Below are 23,171 nucleotides of genomic sequence, written 5' to 3' on the forward strand. Positions count from 1 at the left end.
AACACAAAACTACTCATTAATGCATTAATTTGCAGCAAAAATAATAAAAAGAAACTTAAGACAGGCCGATTAGCCTCTTTTTAAAATGATCAAGGTTGTTAGAAAGCTGATACGAATGTTTTTTTTTCTGCATGAATGCTGCAAGTCCTGCTGGTATCTCAATGGTAGTACCGGTACTTTCTTCAACTGTTTCTTTAAATTTTGCAGGATGTGCCGTGGCAAGGAAAATGCCTGTTTCTCCTCTGGCCCTACCTTCTTTTAATGCACAATATGCGCATGCACCATGTGGGTCGAGCAGATAACCGGTTCTTTCAAAAACAGAACGGATAGTGATTCTTATATCATCGTCTGAATATGTATATCCGGATATTTCCTGCCGGATAGCTTTGTGTGAATAACCGTACAAATCAATAATTCGGTCGAAATTGCTGGGTGCACCCACATCCATCGCATTGGCTATGGTTTGAACTGAGGGTTTGGGTGAGTATATTCCAGTATTCAAATAGTTGAAAAACACATCATTCCTATTGTTCGCGGCGATAAAGCGTTTAATGGGTAATCCCATGCGCCTGGCAAATAGCCCTGCTGTAAGGTTACCAAGGTTTCCACTTGGTACAGAAACAACTACATCGTTGCAGATGCCCAGCTTTGCTAATTGGGCATAAGCATGAAAATAGTAAAAAGATTGCGGAAGAAATCGTGCCACATTAATTGAGTTTGCCGAGGTTAGGTTCATCTGCTTGTTCAGTCCCTTATCCATGAATGCTGATTTAACCAGTGCCTGGCAATCGTCGAATGTTCCATCTACTTCGAGTGCAACAATATTCTGACCCAGTGTGGTGAACTGTGCTTCTTGAATATCGCTCACCTTTCCCGAGGGATACAATACGTACACCCTTATACCATCAACCCCAAGAAAGCCGTTGGCAACAGCACTTCCAGTATCACCGGAAGTGGCGACCAGTACTTTTACATCATCCTGATGTTGCTCTTTCACAAAGTATGAGAGCAACCTGGCCATGAAACGGGCTCCTACGTCTTTGAATGCGAAGGTGGGACCGTGAAACAGTTCTAACACATAAATTCCTTCTTCCACCTTTTTTATGGGGATATCAAAATTAAGTGTATCGCTAACAATGGATTCAAGTTTATCTTTTGGAATATCTTCACCAAAAAAAGCATCTGCAACGGTTTTAGCGATATCGTTTAATCTGGCGTTACCGATCTCGTTGAAGAAAGTATCGGGAAGCTGCTTGATCTTTTCAGGCATATATAGGCCCTTGTCAGATGCGAGCCCTTTTACTACCGCTTCCTTAAGGGAAGCCAGCGGCGCTTTTTTGTTTGTGCTGTAATAGTTCATTATTGGATTTTTTATTTCTTCACTTTTTTAATTTCCTGGATTTTTGGCAACGTTCCGCAATTTTTCTCAATGACTGCTCATAATATATTGATTATCAGCATTGAATAACGTTTTATAATGTACGGTGTAGTTACCTGATTATATTGATAATAAGTGAAAATTTACCGGGCTGCTATTTGAGAATAGTTTGTATAAATTCATTGCCTTTCAGGAGTCCGAAAGCACCCTCTCCTGCTGTAAACTCATTAAAAACCTGTACCTTGTCGGGAGAGATATCTCTGTGGTAAACAAGAAACGGCACAGCGTCGCGAGTGTGAGTACGAATGGCGCAGGGTGTAGGATGATCGGGGAGTATGGCAATTATTACCGGTTCGTCCCATTTTATTGTCTCCTCGTATATTTTCTTTACAACGCGCGAGTCAAGGTCCTCTATAGTTTTTATTTTTAACAATACGTCTCCTTCGTGTCCTGCCTCATCGCTGGCTTCTATGTGAAGATAGACAAGATCGTTTTTTTTCAGTGCACTGAGTGCAGCCTGCGTCTTTCCCTCATAATTAGTGTTGTACAATCCTGTAGCACCCTCAACCATTATAACCTCCAGCCCGGCATAAACACCGATTCCCCGTATCAGGTCGACTGCCGAAATTACAGCACCACCTTTTATCGGGAACAATTCACTGAGTGGTTTCATTTTTGGGTGGAAGCCGGGCGACCAGGGCCAGATGCTGTTAGCCGGGTCTTTGCCCTCAGCCACTCTTTTTTTATTCACTGGATGATCACCCAAAATCTGCTGAGAGTCAAGGATCAGGTTGTTTAATTTGCGCGCAGTCTGTTCAGCCTCAATGCTCTCAGCCTTTATAAGGTGGATGGAATATGGCTTTTCAGGAATATCGTGCGGGGGTGTACAGCGTATATGCTTGTTCCCTCCTTTCATCTTCAAAAGGTGGCGGTAAGAGACCCCGCTGTGAAAACTAAAAATTTCGTCTCCTAACTTTTTATTCAGGAAACAAATTAGTTCGGCTGCTTCGGGAGTGGTGATATGTCCTGCTGAATGGTTTTTCAATAACTCTCCTTCCAGTGATACCAGGTTACACCTCATCACCATCTCTCCTGGCAGGATATCCACACCCATGCTTGCTGCTTCAAGAACGCCACGCCCTTCATAAACCGAAGGTATGTCGTATCCCAGTATCGACAGGTTGGCAATCTCGCTCCCGGGGGAGAAGCCTTCAGGAACAGTATTCAACAGTCCGTTCCTGCCTTTTCGTGCCAGCATATCCATGTATGGGGTATTGGCTGCCTGCAACGGGGTTTTATTATTCAATGCCGCTATGGGTTCATCTGCCATCCCGTCCGCAAGTATAATTATCAGTTTCATTTTATTATCAATATGATTAATCCTGCTTGAAAAAGTCATTTATATGTAAATCAGTTTCGTATATCACGGAGTTAAGCATACAAGAACTTAGCCTCCTGCGAAAGCACTGAACATTAATATATGTTTTGGCCAGCCTGCAATGAAAGAGACTATTTGCGGGGGACTCAAAACTCTTTTTCTCATATTATCTAATATTTGCTATAGAGATGATGTCTGAAAATACACCTGCAGCAGTTACGCTTGCGCCTGCCCCATATCCTTTGATTACCATCGGATATTCGTTGTAGCGTTCGGTCGTGATCATGATGATGTTGTTGCTGCCTTCAAGATCGTAGAATGGGTGTCCTTTTTCTACCTCGCGAAGTCCCACCTCGCATTTTCCGTTGTTATATGATGCAACGAATCTGAGTTTTTTATCCTCTTTTGCAAGCTCTTTCCTGCGTGACTCAAATGAAGCATCTAGCTCGGGTATGGCTTGCCAGAACTCATCAAGTGTACCTTCAAAATACTTCTGTGGCACAAAAAGATGTTTTGTTACATCGGACTGATTTACACAAGCTCCTGCTTCGCGTGAAAGAATAACAAGTTTCCTTATAACATCAAGTCCACTCAGGTCTATTCGGGGGTCAGGTTCGGCAAACTGTTCCTCAACAGCCATCTTTATTGCTTTACTGAAGGGTATTTCTTCACTAATAGTGTTGAAGATAAAGTTCAGCGTCCCGGAGAGTACTGCTTCCAATTTTACTATCTTGTCTCCCGAGTTGATCAGGGAGTTCATTGTGTTGATTATGGGCAGTCCTGCTCCTACATTTGTTTCGAAAAGAAACTTTACTCCTGCTTTTCGGGCAGTTTCCTTCAGGTTTCTATAGTTTTCATAGTCTGATGAGGCGGCAATCTTGTTGGCAGTTACTACGGAGATATTTCTTGCTATCAGATCATTATACAGATCAGTGATAGCCGGACTTGCCGTACAATCTACGAAAACGGAATTGAAAATATTCATTTTCAGGATTTCATCGCGAATTCGTTCAGGAGTGCTTTTTACCCCGTTTGACATCAGATTGTCGAAATATCCTTCCAATGGAATACCCTCACGAGTGAATAGTGCTTTTCGTCCATTGGCAATACCTACAATATTTATTCTCAACTTATTCTGTTCCTTAAGTGTGTTTTGCTGCTGCCTGATCTGCTCAAGCAGCTTGCCACCTACCGTGCCGGTACCTATAACAAATAGATTTAGCTCCTGGTAGGGTGACAAAAAGAATGAGTCGTGAATTACGTTAAGAGACTTTTTCAGATCTGACCTTGAAATTACACATGTTATATTTGTCTCACCTGCACCTTGTGCCAGAGCTACAATGCTGATACCGTTCCTCCCCAGTGCTCCGAAAAATTTTGCAGCAATACCTGGCACATGTTTCATGTTTTGACCGACAATGGCAATGGTAGCCAGATCATACTCTACAATTATCTCGTTTATGCTTCCCATCATAATCTCATGGGCAAACTCTTTGCTGAGAACCTTTTGTGAAAGAGGAGCATCCTGAGAACGCACCCCTATAGAGGTGCTGTTTTCTGATGATGCCTGTGAAACGATAAAGACACTGATGCCGTTATCGGCCAGGGCAGAGAATATCCGCTTGTTTACCCCGATGACGCCTACCATGCCAAGGCCTTGAATAGTTATAAGTGCCGTGTCATTTATAGATGAGATGCCCTTTATTATCTTTCCGTTCCGGGTTGGCAGAATGTTCCTTATCAGCGTTCCCTCTGATTCCGGGCGGAAAGTATTTTTGACGTAAATAGGAATATTTTTGTGATAAACAGGAAAAATGGTAGGCGGATAAATCACCTTTGCACCGAAGTTCGACAGCTCAATCGCCTCGGTAAACGACAGCTCTTCAATCACATAAGCAGAATTAATTATCTTTGGGTCAGCTGTCATAAACCCATCTACGTCTGTCCATATCTCCAACATTGAAGCATCCATTGCTGCGGCAATAATCGCAGCAGTATAATCCGATCCTCCACGCCCAAGATTAGTGATCTCATTATTATCGTAGCTTGATGATATGAAGCCCGGTACTATCGCCACCTCAGGAGGCGGCATTTCTGAGAAAGTTTTTCTTATCAGTTCGTTGGATAGTCCAAGATCTGGGATATGGTTATTGAACTGTTTGTGGGTTTTAATGAACTTTGTGGCATCGTATAGTTGAGACCCTTCAATAACTTTGCTGATAATGAGAGATGAGAGCCTTTCTCCGTAACTCACAATTTTATCTGATGTTTTTTGAGACAGATCGCCAATGAGAAAAACACCTTGCATGATGTTATACAACTCCTCAAACAACTGCTGTGTCTTTTGTTTTACCTCCTCCTTGCCAGTCGGGGTATTTACCATTTTTTCGATTATCTCTTTATGCCGGTCCACCATCTCGTCAAGCAGCGATTTATACCCTGAGTTATTATTCAAAGCAAAGTCTGCCGCCAGTAAAAGACGGTCGGTTACGCCGTTGAGTGCCGAAACGACAACTATGACAGGCTCCTTTTGATTCTCTATAATGTTTTTGACCAGCTGTAAACTACCGGGATTCCCTACGGATGTTCCCCCGAATTTCATCACCTTCATTTGATTATTACAATTATTCCCGTTCCTGTAAACGGATAAAGATTAATAAAATGATCACTAAAGTTTGAATTTTTTTGAAATCTTTCAACTTTTTCCCACTATAGCATAGCGTAAATAAACTTATACCCATACTCATTTAACTTAATGAAAAAGCACATGCTGCGATGCACTTAAATCAATCTGTTGTAAATTTATTCAGCTTATTGGAAAAATTTGATTTCTAACGCGATAACCGGATGGTTCGCAATAAAAGCAATACCTGCTTACGGATGTGAAAATTTACATAACCCCCCAAGGGGTCATGGTCATTGTTGTAGTAGTAATAGTGTATGTCAAATACAATTGTTGCATTAATGCAAATAAATTTGTTGCAAAGATAATTGTTTAATTGAATAAAATAACAATTTCGCAGGAAAAACAGATATTTAACATTAAAAACATCTACCGAACTGCTGTTAAAACAAAGATTTTTCTGCTTTTTTGAATACCGGCACTAAATTTCCCAATAACGATTTTCTAAAAAGGATTCATTCCTTCACTTGTCAATATTCGGAGTCTTGTATCCTGTAGCACCAATTTGTGATAAATCAACTTAACCCATATCATCGAGATAAATCAAAATAATATTGAGTCTGCTTGAAAAAGTCTCAAATTAGAAGATTTGATATCATAATCACTTGAAAATCAAATATCATATTTTCACAAAACGACTTATTAAAGTGGACTCAATAAAAAAAAGAGTGAATCGCAATGTGATATCACTCTCTTGTTGCCTGCACTCATAGTCTAAATCAGGAAATAAGCTCAAATAATTATAAATGAATAAGCCATAGCTTGTTTTGTGAATTATTTTATTCCAGAATCAGCTCAATTACAGGGATCTCAATATTTGGTTTCAGTACAGGAAGACTAAGGTTTAAATCACCTGTGTCCGATCCATCATCTTCAACTTTGTGATGGCCTGACGGTACAGTAATTCTTAGTTCTGAAGCATCATGCAGAAACTGTGCATATTTAATTTTTCCTTTATATCCCGGAAGTTTAAAATTTTGTAACGGGTAATCCAAAAGGTGGATATATAGTCTGTTGGTTGCCGAGTTATAGGTCAAAAGTGTATTATCAGGGGCAGTGTAAGCCTCAGGGGCCTCGGTACAGCCATAGATGGAGCGGCTGTTGTAATGCATCCAGTTGCCCATTTTCTCCAAAGCGCTTACAGCTCTGTAGTCGAACTCTCCGCGTGCTGTTGGCCCCACGTTCAGCAATAAGTTACCTCCTTTGCTTACAGATTCAATCAGAAGCACCAGCAGCTGCTTGTTGTCTTTCCATGTTGCTTCGTCGCGGAAATACCCCCAACTGCCAGAAAAGGTTTGACAGGTTTCCCAGGGGACACGCTCCCCGTTTAATTCTGGCCACCTATCCACTTTGTACTGTTCTGGAGTTATAAAATCCCAGCCACCGGGCACATCTCTAATGTCGGCACGATCGTCAATAATTATTTCAGGCTGAAGCTTTCTGACCAGTTTTACCAGTTCAACTGCATCCCAATCGTCACGTCCTTTCCCAAATTCGCCCGGATACGAAAAGTCTAACCAAAGAATATCAATTTTACCATAATTGGTTAGCAGCTCAGTAACCTGATTTTTCAGGAACTTACGATACCTGTTCATATCTCTGCCTTCGTTCAGCTTAGCATATTCCTCATTTGAGCCTGGGCGCAACGGGTGAATTCTGTCTATGGTGAAATCGGGGTGATGCCAGTCAATAAGCGAATAGTAGAACCCCACTTTTAGCCCCGCCTCTTTAAATGCATCTACCCACTCTTTGATGATATCTTTGCCGTATGTAGTATTCACGACCTTGTAATCGGTATATTTTGAGTCGAACATGCAAAACCCATCGTGATGCTTTGCAGTGATTACCGCATATTTCATGCCTGCCTCTTTGGCCATTTTTGCCCATTCGTGCGGATCATACAGGTCTGGGTTAAAATTGTCGAAATACTTTTTGTACTCCTCTAACGGAATTCTTTCATTTGTCTGAACCCACTCATGTCGTGCTGGAAGAGCATACAGTCCCCAGTGGATAAACATCCCGAAGCGATCGTTTACCCACCACTTCATTCTTTCAGCCTTTTGCTCTTTTGTTTCATTCCAAATTTTTTCTTGTGGAAATAGAGAGGTGCATACAACCACTCCCAATATTGCAATGATAATAGTTTTTTTCATATTCTCTCTTTCTTATGTTGGTAAATAATCATGTTTAACGTTACATTGTTGTGCAATGGTGCTCAAATTTACAAAAAACGGCTGAATGGTCACCCATTTTACAGTCTGCAATTCAGCCTTTCTAATGTTGTATAGCTCGCAAGAGCCTTCTCTGTATTTTTATGTGATATTTCCAGGTTTTCCCTGTCGTTCTGCTGCGAGATATCTGTTGTTGTTAATAGCTATAATATCAGGGAGATGATAAATTTTTTAATCGGGTTTATTGTCAATTAGAAAAATTAAAGAGGAGCTATTCAAATTTTATGAGTTAACATTATTTTATTATTTGTCCACTTCATCGGGCCATGGGCAAGGCTTACCTGTAGTCTTGAATGACGGGCGTTGTGCATCTGCACCGCGTAGAAACTTTCCCAGCTCTTTCGACAGCTTTTTCACCAATCGTGGGTTCTGTTCAGCACGATTGGCCGTTTCGCCTATGTCGTTGGTTATGTTAAACAGTTCCTTTTTGCCGGTTTCATAGTAATATATCAGCTTCCAGTCGCCTCTGCGAACGGTACATGTAGAGCCGATACCTGGTCCTTCGTTACCCCAAAGGTTGGGGTAGTTCCAATAAAGGTTACGTTTGTCATATCTGGTAGGTTTGCCTTCCAGCATCGGCATGAAGCTTACTCCATCGACCGTTTGTACAGTTTTCCGCTCTCTCACCTGAGCCATATACAGAATAGTTGGGAAAAAATCTTCAATAATAAGGTAATCGTCGCATTTCGTGCCGGGGCTTACTTCTCCCGGCCATTTGACAATCATCGGTTCCCGAATACCACCTTCGTATGCCGATCCTTTCCCACTGTTCAGTGGAGCGTTCTGAGTGTACAAAGGTGCATCGCGCCAATGGGTATCGGTAGCGAATCCTCCGTTGTCAGACATAAAAATTACAATAGTATTTTTATCAAGTTCGTTTTTTTCCAGCCAGTTCATCAGATCTCCCAGGCTTTTGTCCATCCCCTCTATAAGCGCAGCGTAAGCAGCCTCTTTTTCCGAGAGTCCGGCATCAATATATTTTTGATAAAAACGTTTGTCCCTGTTGACAGGGATATGTATTGCATAGTGCGACATATAGAGGAAGAACGGCTGACCAAGATTTTTGGCTTTGTCGAGTGCTTTCAGAGCTTCCAAAGTTAATGCCTCCGTGGCAAATGTTTCGGTTCCCCAGTATTTGTCCAGATCCGGAACAGCTTGTCTGGATGATGGTTTACCATCGGTCCTGTTTCCATAATTCTCTTCTCCCAGATAGCTTGCTATCCCACCACCTGCATGCCCTGCAATGTTCACCTCAAAGCCGAAGTGATGTGGGTTTTCCCCTGGTGTGTCGATGGCCCCCCAGTGCGCTTTGCCGCAATGGATGGTGTGATAACCGTTGTTTTTGAGCAATTGCGGCAGTGAAGTCACTTCATATGTGTAAGGTACGTCGGGAGCCTGGCAAATACCGTTCACATTCCACTCCGGGAACTGAAGCATGTTACTCTGATTGTCGGTTGAGGTGTTTTTTTCGAGTGTCCAGTTGGTTACCCGGTGCCGGGCGGCATTCATTCCTGTCATCAGGCTCACACGTGTAGGCGAACTTACGCTGCAGGCATATGCTTGGGTAAACATCATCCCTTGCGATGCCAGCCGCTCCATGTTTGGTGTATGGTAACGCTCGTTGAGTGGAGTTTTCTCTTTCCAGAAAGGCAACGATGTATCCTGCCATCCCATATCATCCACCATAAATAGGATAATGTTGGGACGATTATTATGAGCAATTGTGTTTTTTGCTGAAAGCCCCGTCAGTGGAACCAAAGCAAGGGTGAATAATTTCTTGGGGTTCATAATTCTTTTTTTCTATTATTATCTCTATAGATTCTCACTTAATGGCATTATTCAAACAATAAAAGTATGTACTTCAAAGAAGATTGATTGTACCAAACCAAATTATGCCTAACATTGCTGAGGTACGTCACTACTGAGGTGTTGTCTGCTGTGCGAAAATGTACAAACTGCAAAAAAAATGCATAACTGTATAGTTTTATCTTGATAGCATTTAGTACGTTATGCTGTCCTATGCAACTTAAATATTAATAAAGGGAAGAAAATAGCAGGTTTATGCTGTTATTCTTCCCTCTGCATTTTCTAAGCAACAAATGTATTGTAAATAATATCAAATATAGGCAATGTTTATTTTATTATCCATCTGTTTAAGTGATTATTTTTCGTTTCAACTACAAATTTATAAAAACTACCTGCGGGCAGGTCTTTTAGTTCTGCTTTATAACTGTTTATACCTGCATTTACAGTAGCCAATTTAATCCAGTTCTCTTTTCCGCCTTCTTTGAACTTGTTTTCAGTTGACACATAAATTGTAACGGGGTTATTATCTGATATGGTGTCCCATGTGAGATACACTGAATTATCGTATGGCATTGTTTTTAGATTATAAATATCAACATCCCCGATAAAAGGTATCCCATCTTGTTCCCACAACACATCTTGCGGCACTTCAAACTTCATGAACCGGCTGATTGATGGGGCAATGTCTGTTATCGCCAGATTACCACTTTTGAAGTATTTATTTACAGCCACATTGGTTGAAATCCAAATTGTTCGTTCACGACACGATTGACCGCCGTGCCCATGTCCGTTTTCAGCACGTCCATGGTCGGTGGTTACCACTATCATCCATTCTTCATCGTAGTTTTTTTCTCTATATTTCACTGCTTCCCAAACACGTGCAACCTGCCTATCCGCTTTCATCACATATTCATCAAAATCATGGCCGTTCCCGTAAATGTGACCGGCATCATCTGTATACCAGAGATAGACCCAACTTAAATCAGGAGCATCATTTTTAATGCCTTCTGCCGCCAGGCAAGAGACATGTTCGTCGATTTCAAAAATATGCAAATCTTTATCTTTGGGTGGAAAATTTATAGTATCAAGTTCAAATCCATCCTTCACAAAATCAATTTTCAAGTGATTTGTTTCAGGTTTATTCTCACCAATTAAAACCGTACGGTTGTCGGTCCAGCTCGAATATAATGCAGTTTTAAAGTCCTTTTTCTGTTCTTTGGCAATTCTAAACAGTGTCCAATAATTATAATTCGGCTTTAGGTTATCGTTACCTGTAACGTTGTGTTTATTTACCCATGTTGATGTCAACAGATTAGTGTAACCTATTGCAGAGATTGTTGCTGTTTGTGAATAACCACCGGTTTGGCCACCTGTATATGCCTTGGAATATGCTCCTTGCGAGGCAATATCATATATCGCAGGTGGCTGAAGCCGCTCAATCTGGTCAGCAGGCACGCCATCAATAATTATAAATACTGCTTTTCTGGTCTTCCCTTCTACCGCTAATAACGATAAGAAAAGCAGTATTGAAAGCAGGAACGTTCTTTTCATTTGACAATTTATGTTTGAGGTTTGTTTATATATTTATTTTATTAACGACAATTCGGCGAGTGCGCATTTAACTAATTAACAATTAAATCTATATACAATTATTTCCAACATAAAAAAGTTATGTGGAATATTATTAAGGATCTTTATTTAATTGTAAACACTGCAAAGATGAAAAAACTAAGCGAGTTTAACAAATAAAATTGTATATGTGGCAAGTTTTGAATAAGCATGTTTCTAAATAAAACAAAAGTTGTTATCTAGGTGAAAAACTTAGGTTGATTAAAAAGAATAATATTTTCAGAGTAACCGGTTTTACAATACTGTGGTTAATGTTTATTTTTATGACGGACAATCTGAAAGTAAGGCCACGTTGTTTCAAAAATGGCCAGTCTGAAGATAATTAATTTATTACGTTGTGTTTCGAAACTTTTATCGAGCTATCAAGTACAGAGTAGGGGGAAAACAACAAAGTTTTCCCCCTACCTGAAAAATTAAGATTATTCTTGAAATTTTATTACTTTCCCATTACTTCTCATTTTTACCTTTTGACCACCATAATGGTGTAAAGATACCGTTCTCTCCTCCAAGCTGCTGTAGTGCCTGCTTATAACCTTCAGGATTACTGTTTTCCAATGATGAGGGATATCTCAACCTTTGAGGGAAGAAATTGTATTTCTGTGAGTTCTTTACATTTTCTTTTGTAAGCCATGACATTCTACTAAGCGGATTATCTACAGCCACATTGTCGAAGAATGGCAGTCCGAGCCTGCGATGGTCGCACCATGCTTCCAATGGTAGCCATGGCAATTGCGCAATATACTTTTGCGTAATAATCTTGCTTAACTGATCATTCAGATTTTTCCCATAAAATGTTTCCGATGCAACCGGATATTTATAAAAGAATTTTTCTGCTTATCCTGACTTCTTCTGTAACGATGGAGCGCTTTTGTAATAATTATTCAAAACCCCGTTTGCCGCACCAGCATCTCCCCAATCTCCGCTATTGAAGCCATTTACCGCATATTCTACGTTCACTGTGGCAACTACTGTGGGTTTCTCTCCTTCAGGAACAGTTTCGCCAACCTTTACCAAATCAAAGCTTTTGGTATTTGTATTATACCTATGCCCATCATCACATGGCAAAGCATATATATCGAAAAAGCGTGGATCAACGCTGTATGGAAGTCCATCCATAAAGAATCCGGTATATGAGTCATTTGTATAGGTTGCCCAGTGTTCATCGTATCTTATTCCGAGATAGTTTTTTGATTTGAAGGCTAAGGCATACTTTTAATCTGTGAGAATATCTGACGTTTTCACACCTCCCAGAGTCAGTTCGGGGCAGACTTGTAACTAACTATCTGGCTGGTTTTTAATTTTATATATTTTGAAAATTTCATCAACAGATTTTTGTAATGGTATTCATTGACCTGGTTTTTGTTCTCCTTTGGATCTATTTTGTGGTCGAAAATCATGACTGATGTTTTACCATCTTCTTTTTCCCATTCAGCATAGCTATAGCGTTTGTTCACAATGCTATAACCACTTTGCCATTGTATAAAAACGGATGATTTGGTTTTGGTTTTCGGATTTTTGAGTATCGGAACGAAGCTTTTTCCGTCAAGCTGATTTTGGGGTGCAGGCAGGTTACACAGTTCACACAATGTGGGATAGATATCTACAAATTCTACCATAGAGAGTGATTTTCCGTTTTTAAACCAAGGTACATGTACAATAAGAGGAGTGTGTGTGGATGTTTTCATCAGGTTATGTTTACCTATAAAATTGTGTTCTCCGAGGTTCCATCCGTGGTCTCCTAACAGCACTATAATCGTGTTTTCCTCCAGATCAAGCTTTTTTAAGGCGTCAAGGATTAAACCGATTTGTGCATCTACGTAACTCACGCAAGCATAATATCCATGGCGTAATTCGCGCAAAAATACTGTATCCGTCGGTTCTTCAACTCTTGCATATGCATATATTTCTCTCGATCCTTGTACCTCATCGGGGAGATCCAAGGGGCGAAACCGATTGTCGGGCAAAGGAATTTTATTGCGATCGTACATATCCCAATATTTTTTGGGAGCATTAAACGGGAGATGTGGTTTCCAAAATCCTACACCCAAAAAGAAGGGCTTGTTTGTTTGTTTAAGACGTTTCAGGTCTTCAATGGTTTTAAGGGTTAACTTCCCATCGTCGTATGCTGAATCAGGCACTTCTGCCGATTCGCAATATGGGCCACGCAAAGTTTTCGGGTTAATATATTTTGCTGACTCTTCGTTCAGCCACATTTCCCAGCGGTTGTATTCATTATTATATACATCATAACCATCAGGATGTGTTCTGAAGGGAGGTTCGCTCCACGAATCGGCATGATCGTCTATATGGTGAAATACTTTTCCGTTGGAAACGGTATGATATCCGTTATTGGTGAACAGTTGTGAAAATGGCACGGCATCTGGGGCATCTGTTTGAGCACGTGTGGTATAATTGACAAAACGTTTTGGGAATTTGGGATACATACCGGTAAAAAGGCTTGCACGTGATGCTCCGCTAACCGGGATGTTGCAGTAAGCATTCTGAAATATTGTTGATTTCCCTGCCAACTTGTCTATATTGGGCGTTTTTATGGCATCCAAACCGTAGCATCCCAGTTCGGGTCGAAGGTCGTCAACAATTATGAAAAGGACGTTTGGCTTTTGAGATTGTTGGGGCAGCGCTGCCATTGCCGGCAGAAACGACGGGATTACTATTATAATATTTTTTAGTTTCATATTATTTCAATTTCAATTTTATCGCTAACATTTTTATCTTTAGAAACTGCTTCTATGGTATTTTTCCCATTATTCAACAGGCAATTTTCCCAGACAAAAGTTCCATACCCTTTATTTAAGCGTCTTCCAATGCTTTTTCCATCTAAAAACAGTTCAACACTTTCGGTGTTGGAATAAACTTTCAGCGTTTGCAGGGAGTTTTTTCTTCTCGAATTTCTACGTTCAGAAACGTAGACAAAAGGATTCTCTTTATTCCAGTTGGCTTTGTAGAAATAAAAAGCATCTTTTTTCACAAAACGGTCAATGCTTACCAGCCCTTTGTCGTTGATTCCATCGCGTTCACCTTCGGTGCGATGTGCGGCGTAGAAATCGAACATTACCCAAACGAAAGTCCCCCAAAAATAGTTATGTTCATTAATAACTTTCCAATGCTCTTCGTGAAAATGGGTTTGCCAATTTTCGGGGTGCCAACGGCTTGTTGCGACAGGTTTTGTCAATATTTCCTGCTGATGAAAAGGGCTTGCTCCGGCTCCGTATTCAGATATGGAAAGCTTTATACCGGGATATTTTTCGTGCATCCCGACAGCCCAGGAGCCCACGTCGGAAGGATTGCCGCCGTACCAGCCGAAATACTGGTTAAAGCCAATTAGATCGGTAATAAAATTCAGATCGCCACTTTGGTTACTCGCCGCCACGGTCAGGCGTGTAGGATCATCAGCTTTTGCCTGTGTGTTCAGCTCTTTTACGTATTCTAAGGGATTATCGCCTTCTTCTTTTAATTCGTTGAAAATGCCCCAAAATAGGATTGAAGGATGATTATATAGCTGCTCAATCATCTCGGCAAGTTGTTGTTTCCCATTCTCACGAAAGCGCCTGGTATTCACGAAACCTTTGTCGCGATAACCGCCAGGTCCCACAAATGGAATTTCACTCCAGACAATTATGCCCTCTTTGTCGCAAAGTTCAATGAAGTAGGGATCGTGCGGGTAATGTGTCAGCCGGACAGCATTTACGCCCATCTCCAACATGATTTGAATATCGGTTTCCATTTGCGTCCTATAGATGGCATTTCCGGCATTGGCATTATCCTGGTGACGTCCGACGCCGTGCAGTTGCAACAGTTCACCGTTTAGTCGGAAGCGGTTTTGTGCATCCACTTCAAAATAGCGCAATCCGAAAGGTTGTATTACCTTATCGGTGCCAAATTCAATTTCAGCTGAATAGAGGTAAGGGTCTTTCCGACCGTTCCACAGATGCGGCATTTTTAGTGAAAACGGCACTTCAATTATTTGTTTACCACTCTGTTGAGTTATATTTTGTTGTGTAGAAACAACTGTTATTCCCTCTTTATTTTTTAACTTCACGTTCAACCTCCCTTTTCCTTCCACTGCTATGCGTACCACAAGTTCGGCACTATTCTTTGTTACACATTTCTGGATGATGCGTACTCCATTAGACGCAAAGCGATTGACAGATATGTGATTTTTAGGTAGAAGCAAAATATCCACGTCACGATAGATTCCACCGTAGGAGTTAAAATCGCCTACCAATGGCATAATACCCAGATCAAGGGCATTAGAAACCCTTACCAAGATTGTGTTTTCGGTACCATAATTTAGTTTATCGGATATATCGAAGTCAAACGCTGAATATCCGCCCTGGTGTTCTCCCACGGTTTCACCGTTGATTTGCACCGTTGCGGTGTGATTTACCGCCCCAAACCGCAGAAATATCACATTACCCTCCCAATCTTCAGGCACATATATTTTTTTCTGATAATTGCCGAATCCGCGGTAATAATCTATTTTTCCGCTCATGGCATCCATATTCCATGTGTGTGGCAGCGTAATTTTGGTAAAAATATTGTTGTGAACTTCATAGCCGGGCGTGAATTGCCAGTCGTTATTGATATTTATTATCTGGCGGGATTGAGAGAATGAAAGTAATGAAACACACAAAGCAAGTGTGGCAAAGATAATTTTGTTCATTGAAAGAAATAATATTAGGTTTTGAGTGCAAAGATAGAGTTTTTAGCATTAAGGTATAAAATACTTGTCCCGGGAAACTTTTTCAAAAACATGAAGTGGTTTCCCGGGATTTAATATTTTATTTACTCCATCCTTGATTTTGCTTTAGCTCTTTATTTAGAGCCAGATCATTCAGGGGCAAAGGGTAAAGATAATAATGCGGCAACCATCCGCTGGGGACGCCATGATACCATAAATAACCTTGTGTATCGTTGCCGGTTATAGTAACTCCGTTTTCATCCTGCAATTTGGTAGAGCTGCTGTTCCCATAATCTGCTTTACTGATAAATGCTCCGCGGGGTTGTTTGTTGAGTACTTTTTCCGCTTTTTTCCATCGACGCAAATCGTCGAAGTGGAAACCCTCCGTAGCAAGCTCCATAACTCGTTCTCTACGGATCTCCCAAAGGACAGGAGCAACGTCTGAGTCACGTTTTGTGTCCCAACCTGCATCTATTTGGCCTACTGTCATGTTCTTGGTTCCACCCCGTGCGCGCAGTTTATTTATTGTAGCATCGGCAACTTCTTGTGTAAATCGACCTAGTTCAAATGCGGCTTCAGCATAATTTAACATTACTTCTCCTACCCTGAAAATGGGAGCATCCGTGGTTCCTACGTCGGTGTTGGTAGATACGTCTGTTGTCGTGTTGTAATACCTCCAAACAAAATACCCCATCCATGTTTTGCCCCAGTTGAAAACACCATTTTTTGCGCTTGCCAAATTGGGCATACGCGTACAATATAAGTTTCGAAAGTTGGATGTAGGTAGTGATTTTCCGCCTTTCCATGAGGCATTGTTGATTATATCTATATATTCACTAAACGCCGGATTGGCATGGCGGGTCCATGATGTAATATTACCCGAGAAAGCATCACCTGTCTTAAAGGGAGGACAAATTGTTAGGTATAGACGTCTGTCACGATTGCGGAAATTATCATACTCGGTTGTGTTTGCATATAGCGGGCTTGTTGATATTGGACGTCCATCTGTGCAAAGGTAGCTGTCAACCAGATAGCGTGTTCCTTCCACTTGCATTTCTCCTGTTCGTACACGTCTTGTAAGTGCATGTCCTGTTAAACCCGGTGAATATTGTTTGTAAAGGAGCACTTCTCCGACAGTTGATAAATCTTCAGAATTGAACAAAAGATCGAAATTGTTATAGACATTAGGTACTTTCGCGATTATTTTTTGTGATGCATTTATGGCGGCCTGGAGATATTTTTCAGATTCGTTCAAACCGTGATATTTTCTCCATGTCCCTTCAAACAGCCCGAATCGTGAAATTAATGCGTTTACAACCAAATTATTTATTGTATTTGCCCCATCACCGTTTGTTTTGATGTTTTGCTCGGCTTCTATCAGGTCTCTGAGGATGTTTGCTGCCACCACATCACGAGAGTCGCGGGGTTGATATAATTCGGGAGATTTTTCAGTCAGTGTGTTTTCTACCCATGGCACATCACCGAACTTGCTCAGAAGATCCATATATTTGTATGATCTGAAAAACAGCCCTACCGATCGCCAATGCTTACGGTCTGTTTCATTCATCGCCGATTGGTCAATATTATCCAACATAATATTGACTTTCCGGATAAAAGAAAAATTCCAGTTAATATTGTCTGAAGCGGGCACAATCACATTTCCCATCGACCACGGTGTCTGTCCACCTGCTGTCATCATTGTGAACAATCCACCGTTTAAATCACCTGTGAAATATGTATCTGAATAACCAGGAAAGACTTCATAGAGTCCCCAGGCATATGTTTTGAAATTCTCATATGTAACAAAAGCAGTGGCTTCCGTTTGTTCGTCTTTTGGATATAACTCCAGAAAACTATCATTGCAACTGATAGTTAATAAAATTAATAGACAGATGGATATTATTTTTGTTTTCATTTTATTCATTTTTTTTGTTGTTAAAGTCCAATTCTCATACCCACAGCCCATTTTGTGAGGAAAGGATAAGTCCATCCTCGAGCTTTTGATCCGGCTTCTGCATCCATACCTTTAGGTAAATGGTTGAAATTATATAAATCTTCTACACTTGTGAAAACAGAGAGATTGTTTAGTTTGTATTTCTTTATGGTTGCTTTTGGGAAAGAGTACGAAAGCGTGATGTTTTTTACGGATAGGTAAGCTCCATTCAGTTTATATTTTGTTTGAGTGAATCTGTTGGCGGAAGAGTTTCCTTTTGCCCTTTCATATACCCGTGGAAAGTAAGCATTTGTGTTTTGAGGTGTCCAATAATCGAGCTGGCTGCTCATAAGTGTGCTGAACTCATCGTACCATGGCCAGAAAAGTTCATTGCCATACCAAACATCTCTTTTACCTATACCCTGTAGAATGAACGAAAACGATATACCTTCCCAATCGACCCCTCCGGTTATACCGTATTGGTAACGACGTGTTCTGTTGCCGATAATTCTGCGATCACCCGGGTTTTGAAGTGTATTTGAACCGCTGTTTATAACTCCATTTCCGTCATAATCAACATATAAAATATCACCAATGTTTGGTGTATAACCTTCTACTTTTGCAATACCTTCTTTTAAAGTGCCGTCGGTATTGAAGTCATTTTCGGTATAATAACGGTCGGTAGTATATCCCCATTGTTCATTAACGTCCATCCCAACATAGTATTGTGTTATCTTTCCCGAGCTGTCATAAGTTGGTAAAAGTCCGGCCTCATTGTCAAACTTGGTAATTTTTGTATTCGAATCATATAAATTTAATCCCAGGTTGTAATTGACATTGCCTATTCGATCGCGCCATTCAACTGATGCTTCCCAGCCTTGTGTACGTAAATCGGCTACGTTTTCACGTGGAGCACCGGTTCCCAGGACCGAAGGAAGTTCGGCCCCATCTGCGAGCATACCTTTCGTATCACGTCGATACCAGTCATAAACAGCATTCAGGCGGTTGTCAAGAATGGTCAAATCGAGTCCGAAATCGAGTGTTTGCACCTTTTCCCATGTGAAAGAACTGCTCACAAGAGAAGGCATTTTCAATGAATAGACTCTTCGGTTGTCGATATGCCAGTTTGTCACGTAAGATTCCATCCCGGGTACAAACATATATGGTTTGATGTTCTGGTTTCCTATATTACCCCAAGATGTTCTGATTTTGAGACTGTTGATAAGTTCCCGGCTCCACTTCATGAAACCCTCCTCGCTTATTCTCCATCCGGCGGAAAAAGAAGGGAAGAATCCGAATCGGGATACTTTGGGGAATTTTGAAGAACCATCGTACCTGCCATTTGTTTCTAACAAGTATTTGCCGGCATAATCATAATTAATTCTATAGAAACCGCTTCTGATACTATACTCCGAGTAAGCATCGTCAGCAAAAACCTCTCCGGTTCCGCCTGAAATCGATGGCAGGTTTTGGTTAATCATCTCTGCCCTCGTTTCATAGAATTGCTGCCAAGAATATTTTTCCTGATTAAATCCGGTCATGAATTTAATCGTATGTTGTTTTGACTTGTAAGTATAATCGCCGTAAATATTAAGTGCATTATAGTTGCTTTTTTCGTTTGTGTGGTAGAATTTAGAGTTTGCAGGTGTAGTACTGTTTTCAATAATATTATCCTGTGATCTCATGTAGGTGAAAACAGGATTGAATTGGGTTTTATCGGAGAATTGTTTGTTGATAGTATATTCACCGATAATATTCAAATCTTTCATCGGTATAATAGTAATTTTTCCGGCAAGGCGGATGTTATCCAGTCCGGTTGTTGTTGGATATGCTTTTTGAATTAGATATGACGGTGAATTGTAAAAATATTCTTCATTATCTGCCATCGTCGATCCTATTGGGTAATAGCTGTGGAAGGCAATTGCACTTCCCCAGATTCCGTAAGGAGCGTTGGTATCAGGCAGTTTCCGTTCTGAAGAAGTATATTTGATATCCAATTCAGGCCTGAACCATGAAATAGCATGCGAATTTATATATCCTGAAATGTTGTAACGGTTGTATGAGTCTTTATCTGTGATAAGAATTCCATCTTCACTGACATAGCCCAGAGACATTCTGTATGATGATTTTGCATTTCCCCCGGTAGCTGAAACATTATGTGTTTGCTGAAACCCACTCGATGACATCATATCTTTTATTGAATTATATTCGCGAAGATTGTATATAACTCCATCAATAGTAGTAGAACCATTGGGATAAGCTTGCGGATTTGTATTATATTCATTCAGTAGTTCGATCCACTTATCGATATTGTTATTGTTCCAGTTGGTCAATCCTGCATCTTTGAACATGGTTATCGTTTGCAGGGGAGTCGCTTTTTGTGGTAAATTCCGGGGGGTTGAAAACGCGAAATTGTTGAAATAATCTACTTGAAATCTATCATCGGTGAGCCCTTTTTTCGTGGTGATTAGAATCACCCCGAAGGCAGCACGTGCTCCGTAAATAGCAGAAGATGCAGCGTCCTTCAATACAGTAACGCTTTCTATATCATTCGGATCGAGCATATTAATGTCCATCTCGACATTATTAACAAGCACGAGAGGGCTTCCTCCATTGATTGACGCTGTTGCTCCACGGATAGACATCACATTTTCGGCACCGGGTTCTCCCGTTCCATTTACAATTTGCAGGCCAGGGACAGTTCCACGAAGGGCTGTTGAGGCATTCACTACTGGGCGATTTCCCAATACATCATTCATATTTATCGATGTAGTTGCTCCTGTGAGGTTGGCTTTTTTAAGTGTTCCATATCCTACAACCACCAATTCTTCTAGTGTTTGTGTATCTTCGCGCAGCACAATAACTATTGTGTTTTTCCCCGCAACAGAAACGGTTTGCGTTTGAAATCCCACATAAGATATTTCCAGTTCGGCATCAGGTTCTGCGCTAATAATGAAGTTTCCATCGTAATCAGTTACATTGCCTCTGCCAGTTCCTTTCACCATAATGGTTGCCCCGATAATAGGTTCACCGTTTGCATCTACAATTCTCCCGGAAATCCGGTTCTCTTCAGTCTTCTGTGATAAGTTCTGCGTTATCTTCAATGGGTGCAAGACAATCTGTCGGTCGTTAACAATATAACCGATACCGGTCCCCATAAGAATTTGGGCCAATGCAGCTTCAATGGTCTGACCGTTCACACTCACACTCACTTTTTGTGTGGCATTGACAAGGTTTTTGTTGAAAAGAAAACGATAGTCGGTTTGGTTTTCAATTGTGCTGATTGCCTGCTCCAGTGTTACATTATTCAGGCTGAGCGACACTCTGTTTTGTGCCTGAATATGTATTGTCCCCGTGATCATAAAGAAAATGAAGTACAACAGGATGAAGGGATTCATTTTCTCCGTTCTGACCCCTGATTCATTTTTTTTCAGGAATAGTTTTTCTTTCGCCATAAGTTAAAAAATATTAATGTAATTAAATAGATTAATTAATGTTTGCACTTGCTATAGGATAAGACGTGCTGTTTGGAAAAATCCACATTCTAATTCTATTTTTAACATTTCAGGTAAGTGGTAATAACTTAAATCCACATTCCATCGATTTCTATCATGGCGCTTATCAACAGGAAAAGAGATAAGGTGACGCTTCAATAAAAATATCAATTATGACAGACCTCAATTATCTCATAATTTCGGCCTCCATTATTCTGCTTAAAATAATTATATTTGATAGGTGCAGAGAGTTGTATGGCATCTAAAATCTGCTGAAGGCTTTCATCCTCAAAGGTAGCCCTGTATTTATGTGCAGCCAAACGTGAGTCTGTTACTCGTATATTCACGTTGAATGTACGCCCTATTCGTTTGAATACGTTTTCAAGTGTCTCATCCCTAAAGGCGAGGATACCATCTTTCCATTTGCCGTAGAGAGCTGCATCAGTGGTTTTGAGTGCAGTCTGACCGGTAAGCGTATTGAGTGTGAAGCATTGGTCGGGTTTAAGAGAGATTGTTTTATTACCCTTTGTTGTAACAGCTGCACTTCCGCTGGCCAGGATTACCCTTTTGAGGCTGTCACCCGGGTATCCTTCCACATTCAGTTCCGTTCCGGTAACCATTACCTCTATCCCATTGGTTGAGATGTAAAAAGGTTTATCTGGATTTGCATCTATAATGAAATATCCTTCTCCCTCAATAATGGTTCTTCTCTCTTTTTTATTGAAATCAAGTAGATATGTAAGGGTACTGCCTGAATTCAGCCAGACCTCAGAACCATCAGGAAGATTAACTTTTGAGCGTGTTCCCGGTAAGGATGTGACAACGTGAATCAATTCTGCCTGAGCTTCCCCTTGTCTTTTATTCATCCACAAATAGAGAGTCACAGCAAGCAGAGGGATTAGCAGGATTGCAGCAATCTTCTGCCACCAGACAAGAAATTGTGAATGTGCATTTCTTTTGTGTTTGTGAATCTGTCGTATTACGGAACGTTCTGCTGCCCCAAGATCTATAGAATCGGGGTTAAATGGAGGATGAGTGACAGACCGTATGTTTTTGTAGCTGACATAAAGGTGCCTGAAAGAGTCGTTTTGATTGTACAACTCGCTCAGCCTTTCCTTTTCTTCGTCGCTTAGGGTTCCCTCAAAATCTTTTGCAACTAATATGTCAAATTCTTTAGTCAATTTTTAATGTTACGTTTTTAATTACCTTTATACATTAAAGAGACGTGCCATAATCAATATTCCACATTTGTCATGATTGTAAAAAATGTAAAATAAACAGAAAAGGGAGATAATCTTTCAAGTAATTGACAAGTGATTTCATTGTTTTCGCTATTCTGTCTTCTACGGTCCGCTCCGATATGTTCAGCTGACGTGCAATATCCTTGTACCTTGTTCCATGCAAGCGGCTCATTTCAAACACCTTTCTCTGCTTTTTTGGCAACAGTGACAACGCCTTATCAAGATGAGATTTCAATTCGGAATAAAGGACATGCTGTTCTGTTGACACATCCATGCTATTCCACAATATATCGTAGTTCTGTTGGTACTTTGTTATCACTTTTCTATGGCGCAACTCATCCAAGCAACTATTTTTTACGGAAGTCAGTAAAAAAGATCTTAAAGAGACTTCGTAATTCAAATCTTTTCGTTTATCCCACACATTAACAAAAACTGTTTGCACTATATCTTCACAACAATCTTTCTCAGGAAGATAGGAACTGGCAAACATCACCAAATCCCTGTAATACTTCCTGAACAACGACGTGAATGCCTTCTCATCACCCTGTTGCAACTGTTTCAAAAGAAGTTTCTCGTCGTACATTTTCTGATTATTGATGTCGAATCATATTTTTATCCACGAGCAAAAATAGTCTGTTTTCAGCTACCACACAATCATCAACATTCCCTTTTCAAATAATGAAACATGCTATTGTT

At 40.6% G+C, this 23,171-nt stretch carries 13 protein-coding genes and 1 pseudogene; all 14 read right to left on the reverse strand.

Annotated elements, in window-relative coordinates:
- Window positions 1-55 precede the first annotated feature (55 nt).
- On the reverse strand, window positions 56-1,360 hold the full coding sequence (gene thrC / locus B3B27_RS00170) for a threonine synthase (RefSeq protein WP_238868304.1): 1,305 nt from the start codon (window positions 1,358-1,360) through the stop codon (window positions 56-58).
- A 172-nt stretch (window positions 1,361-1,532) separates the two neighbouring features.
- Window positions 1,533-2,738, reverse strand: a complete 1,206-nt coding sequence (locus B3B27_RS00175) for a cofactor-independent phosphoglycerate mutase (protein WP_238868303.1) — start codon at window positions 2,736-2,738, stop codon at window positions 1,533-1,535.
- Between the two features lie 184 nt (window positions 2,739-2,922).
- On the reverse strand, window positions 2,923-5,367 hold the full coding sequence (gene thrA / locus B3B27_RS00180; RefSeq protein ID WP_238868302.1) for a bifunctional aspartate kinase/homoserine dehydrogenase I: 2,445 nt from the start codon (window positions 5,365-5,367) through the stop codon (window positions 2,923-2,925).
- Window positions 5,368-6,218: 851 nt separating this feature from the next.
- Window positions 6,219-7,592: an alpha-L-fucosidase gene (locus B3B27_RS00185; RefSeq protein ID WP_238868301.1), complete on the reverse strand. Its 1,374-nt coding sequence runs from the start codon at window positions 7,590-7,592 to the stop codon at window positions 6,219-6,221.
- A gap of 321 nt (window positions 7,593-7,913) precedes the next feature.
- Window positions 7,914-9,458 (reverse strand): sulfatase, encoded by a 1,545-nt coding sequence (locus tag B3B27_RS00190; RefSeq protein WP_286846450.1) that lies wholly within the window; start codon window positions 9,456-9,458, stop codon window positions 7,914-7,916.
- 345 nt (window positions 9,459-9,803) lie between these two features.
- Window positions 9,804-11,027, reverse strand: a complete 1,224-nt coding sequence (locus tag B3B27_RS00195) for an alkaline phosphatase family protein (protein WP_238868299.1) — start codon at window positions 11,025-11,027, stop codon at window positions 9,804-9,806.
- Between the two features lie 525 nt (window positions 11,028-11,552).
- Window positions 11,553-11,924, reverse strand: a pseudogene (locus B3B27_RS00200) (SusD/RagB family nutrient-binding outer membrane lipoprotein); the annotation flags it as partial.
- Window positions 11,925-11,939: 15 nt separating this feature from the next.
- Window positions 11,940-12,221 (reverse strand): hypothetical protein, encoded by a 282-nt coding sequence (locus B3B27_RS00205; protein WP_286846043.1) that lies wholly within the window; start codon window positions 12,219-12,221, stop codon window positions 11,940-11,942.
- Window positions 12,222-12,358: 137 nt separating this feature from the next.
- Window positions 12,359-13,753, reverse strand: coding sequence for a sulfatase (locus B3B27_RS00210; protein WP_238869392.1), 1,395 nt, complete (start codon window positions 13,751-13,753; stop codon window positions 12,359-12,361).
- A 44-nt stretch (window positions 13,754-13,797) separates the two neighbouring features.
- Window positions 13,798-15,789: a glycoside hydrolase family 2 protein gene (locus B3B27_RS00215; RefSeq protein WP_286846453.1), complete on the reverse strand. Its 1,992-nt coding sequence runs from the start codon at window positions 15,787-15,789 to the stop codon at window positions 13,798-13,800.
- 118 nt (window positions 15,790-15,907) lie between these two features.
- The gene (locus B3B27_RS00220; protein WP_286832916.1) at window positions 15,908-17,722 is read right to left on the reverse strand and encodes a RagB/SusD family nutrient uptake outer membrane protein; all 1,815 of its coding nucleotides are present in this window, start codon (window positions 17,720-17,722) and stop codon (window positions 15,908-15,910) included.
- Between the two features lie 20 nt (window positions 17,723-17,742).
- Window positions 17,743-21,138 (reverse strand): TonB-dependent receptor, encoded by a 3,396-nt coding sequence (locus B3B27_RS00225; RefSeq protein WP_414703307.1) that lies wholly within the window; start codon window positions 21,136-21,138, stop codon window positions 17,743-17,745.
- Window positions 21,139-21,401: 263 nt separating this feature from the next.
- The gene (locus B3B27_RS00230; RefSeq protein ID WP_238868294.1) at window positions 21,402-22,415 is read right to left on the reverse strand and encodes a FecR family protein; all 1,014 of its coding nucleotides are present in this window, start codon (window positions 22,413-22,415) and stop codon (window positions 21,402-21,404) included.
- Window positions 22,416-22,485: 70 nt separating this feature from the next.
- A complete protein-coding gene (locus B3B27_RS00235; RefSeq protein ID WP_286846457.1) occupies window positions 22,486-23,058 on the reverse strand; it encodes an RNA polymerase sigma-70 factor in 573 nt (190 codons plus the stop codon).
- Between the last annotated feature and the right edge of the window lie 113 nt (window positions 23,059-23,171).

Origin of the sequence: Proteiniphilum sp. UBA5463, from assembly GCF_002427225.1 — a bacterium.
In the GTDB taxonomy this organism is placed as follows: domain Bacteria; phylum Bacteroidota; class Bacteroidia; order Bacteroidales; family Dysgonomonadaceae; genus Proteiniphilum; species Proteiniphilum propionicum.

What these genes read in the sequence shown, in the direction of transcription:
- B3B27_RS00205 (WP_286846043.1), bottom strand. Translation starts at nt 12,221, where the DNA reads ATGGATGGACTTCCATACAGCGTTGATCCACGCTTTTTCGATATATAT.
- B3B27_RS00175 (WP_238868303.1), bottom strand. Translation starts at nt 2,738, where the DNA reads ATGAAACTGATAATTATACTTGCGGACGGGATGGCAGATGAACCCATA.
- B3B27_RS00225 (WP_414703307.1), bottom strand. Translation starts at nt 21,138, where the DNA reads ATGAATCCCTTCATCCTGTTGTACTTCATTTTCTTTATGATCACGGGG.
- B3B27_RS00185 (WP_238868301.1), bottom strand. Translation starts at nt 7,592, where the DNA reads ATGAAAAAAACTATTATCATTGCAATATTGGGAGTGGTTGTATGCACC.
- B3B27_RS00215 (WP_286846453.1), bottom strand. Translation starts at nt 15,789, where the DNA reads ATGAACAAAATTATCTTTGCCACACTTGCTTTGTGTGTTTCATTACTT.
- thrC (WP_238868304.1), bottom strand. Translation starts at nt 1,360, where the DNA reads ATGAACTATTACAGCACAAACAAAAAAGCGCCGCTGGCTTCCCTTAAG.
- thrA (WP_238868302.1), bottom strand. Translation starts at nt 5,367, where the DNA reads ATGAAGGTGATGAAATTCGGGGGAACATCCGTAGGGAATCCCGGTAGT.
- B3B27_RS00190 (WP_286846450.1), bottom strand. Translation starts at nt 9,458, where the DNA reads ATGAACCCCAAGAAATTATTCACCCTTGCTTTGGTTCCACTGACGGGG.
- B3B27_RS00210 (WP_238869392.1), bottom strand. Translation starts at nt 13,753, where the DNA reads ATGGCAGCGCTGCCCCAACAATCTCAAAAGCCAAACGTCCTTTTCATA.
- B3B27_RS00220 (WP_286832916.1), bottom strand. Translation starts at nt 17,722, where the DNA reads ATGAAAACAAAAATAATATCCATCTGTCTATTAATTTTATTAACTATC.
- B3B27_RS00195 (WP_238868299.1), bottom strand. Translation starts at nt 11,027, where the DNA reads ATGAAAAGAACGTTCCTGCTTTCAATACTGCTTTTCTTATCGTTATTA.
- B3B27_RS00235 (WP_286846457.1), bottom strand. Translation starts at nt 23,058, where the DNA reads ATGTACGACGAGAAACTTCTTTTGAAACAGTTGCAACAGGGTGATGAG.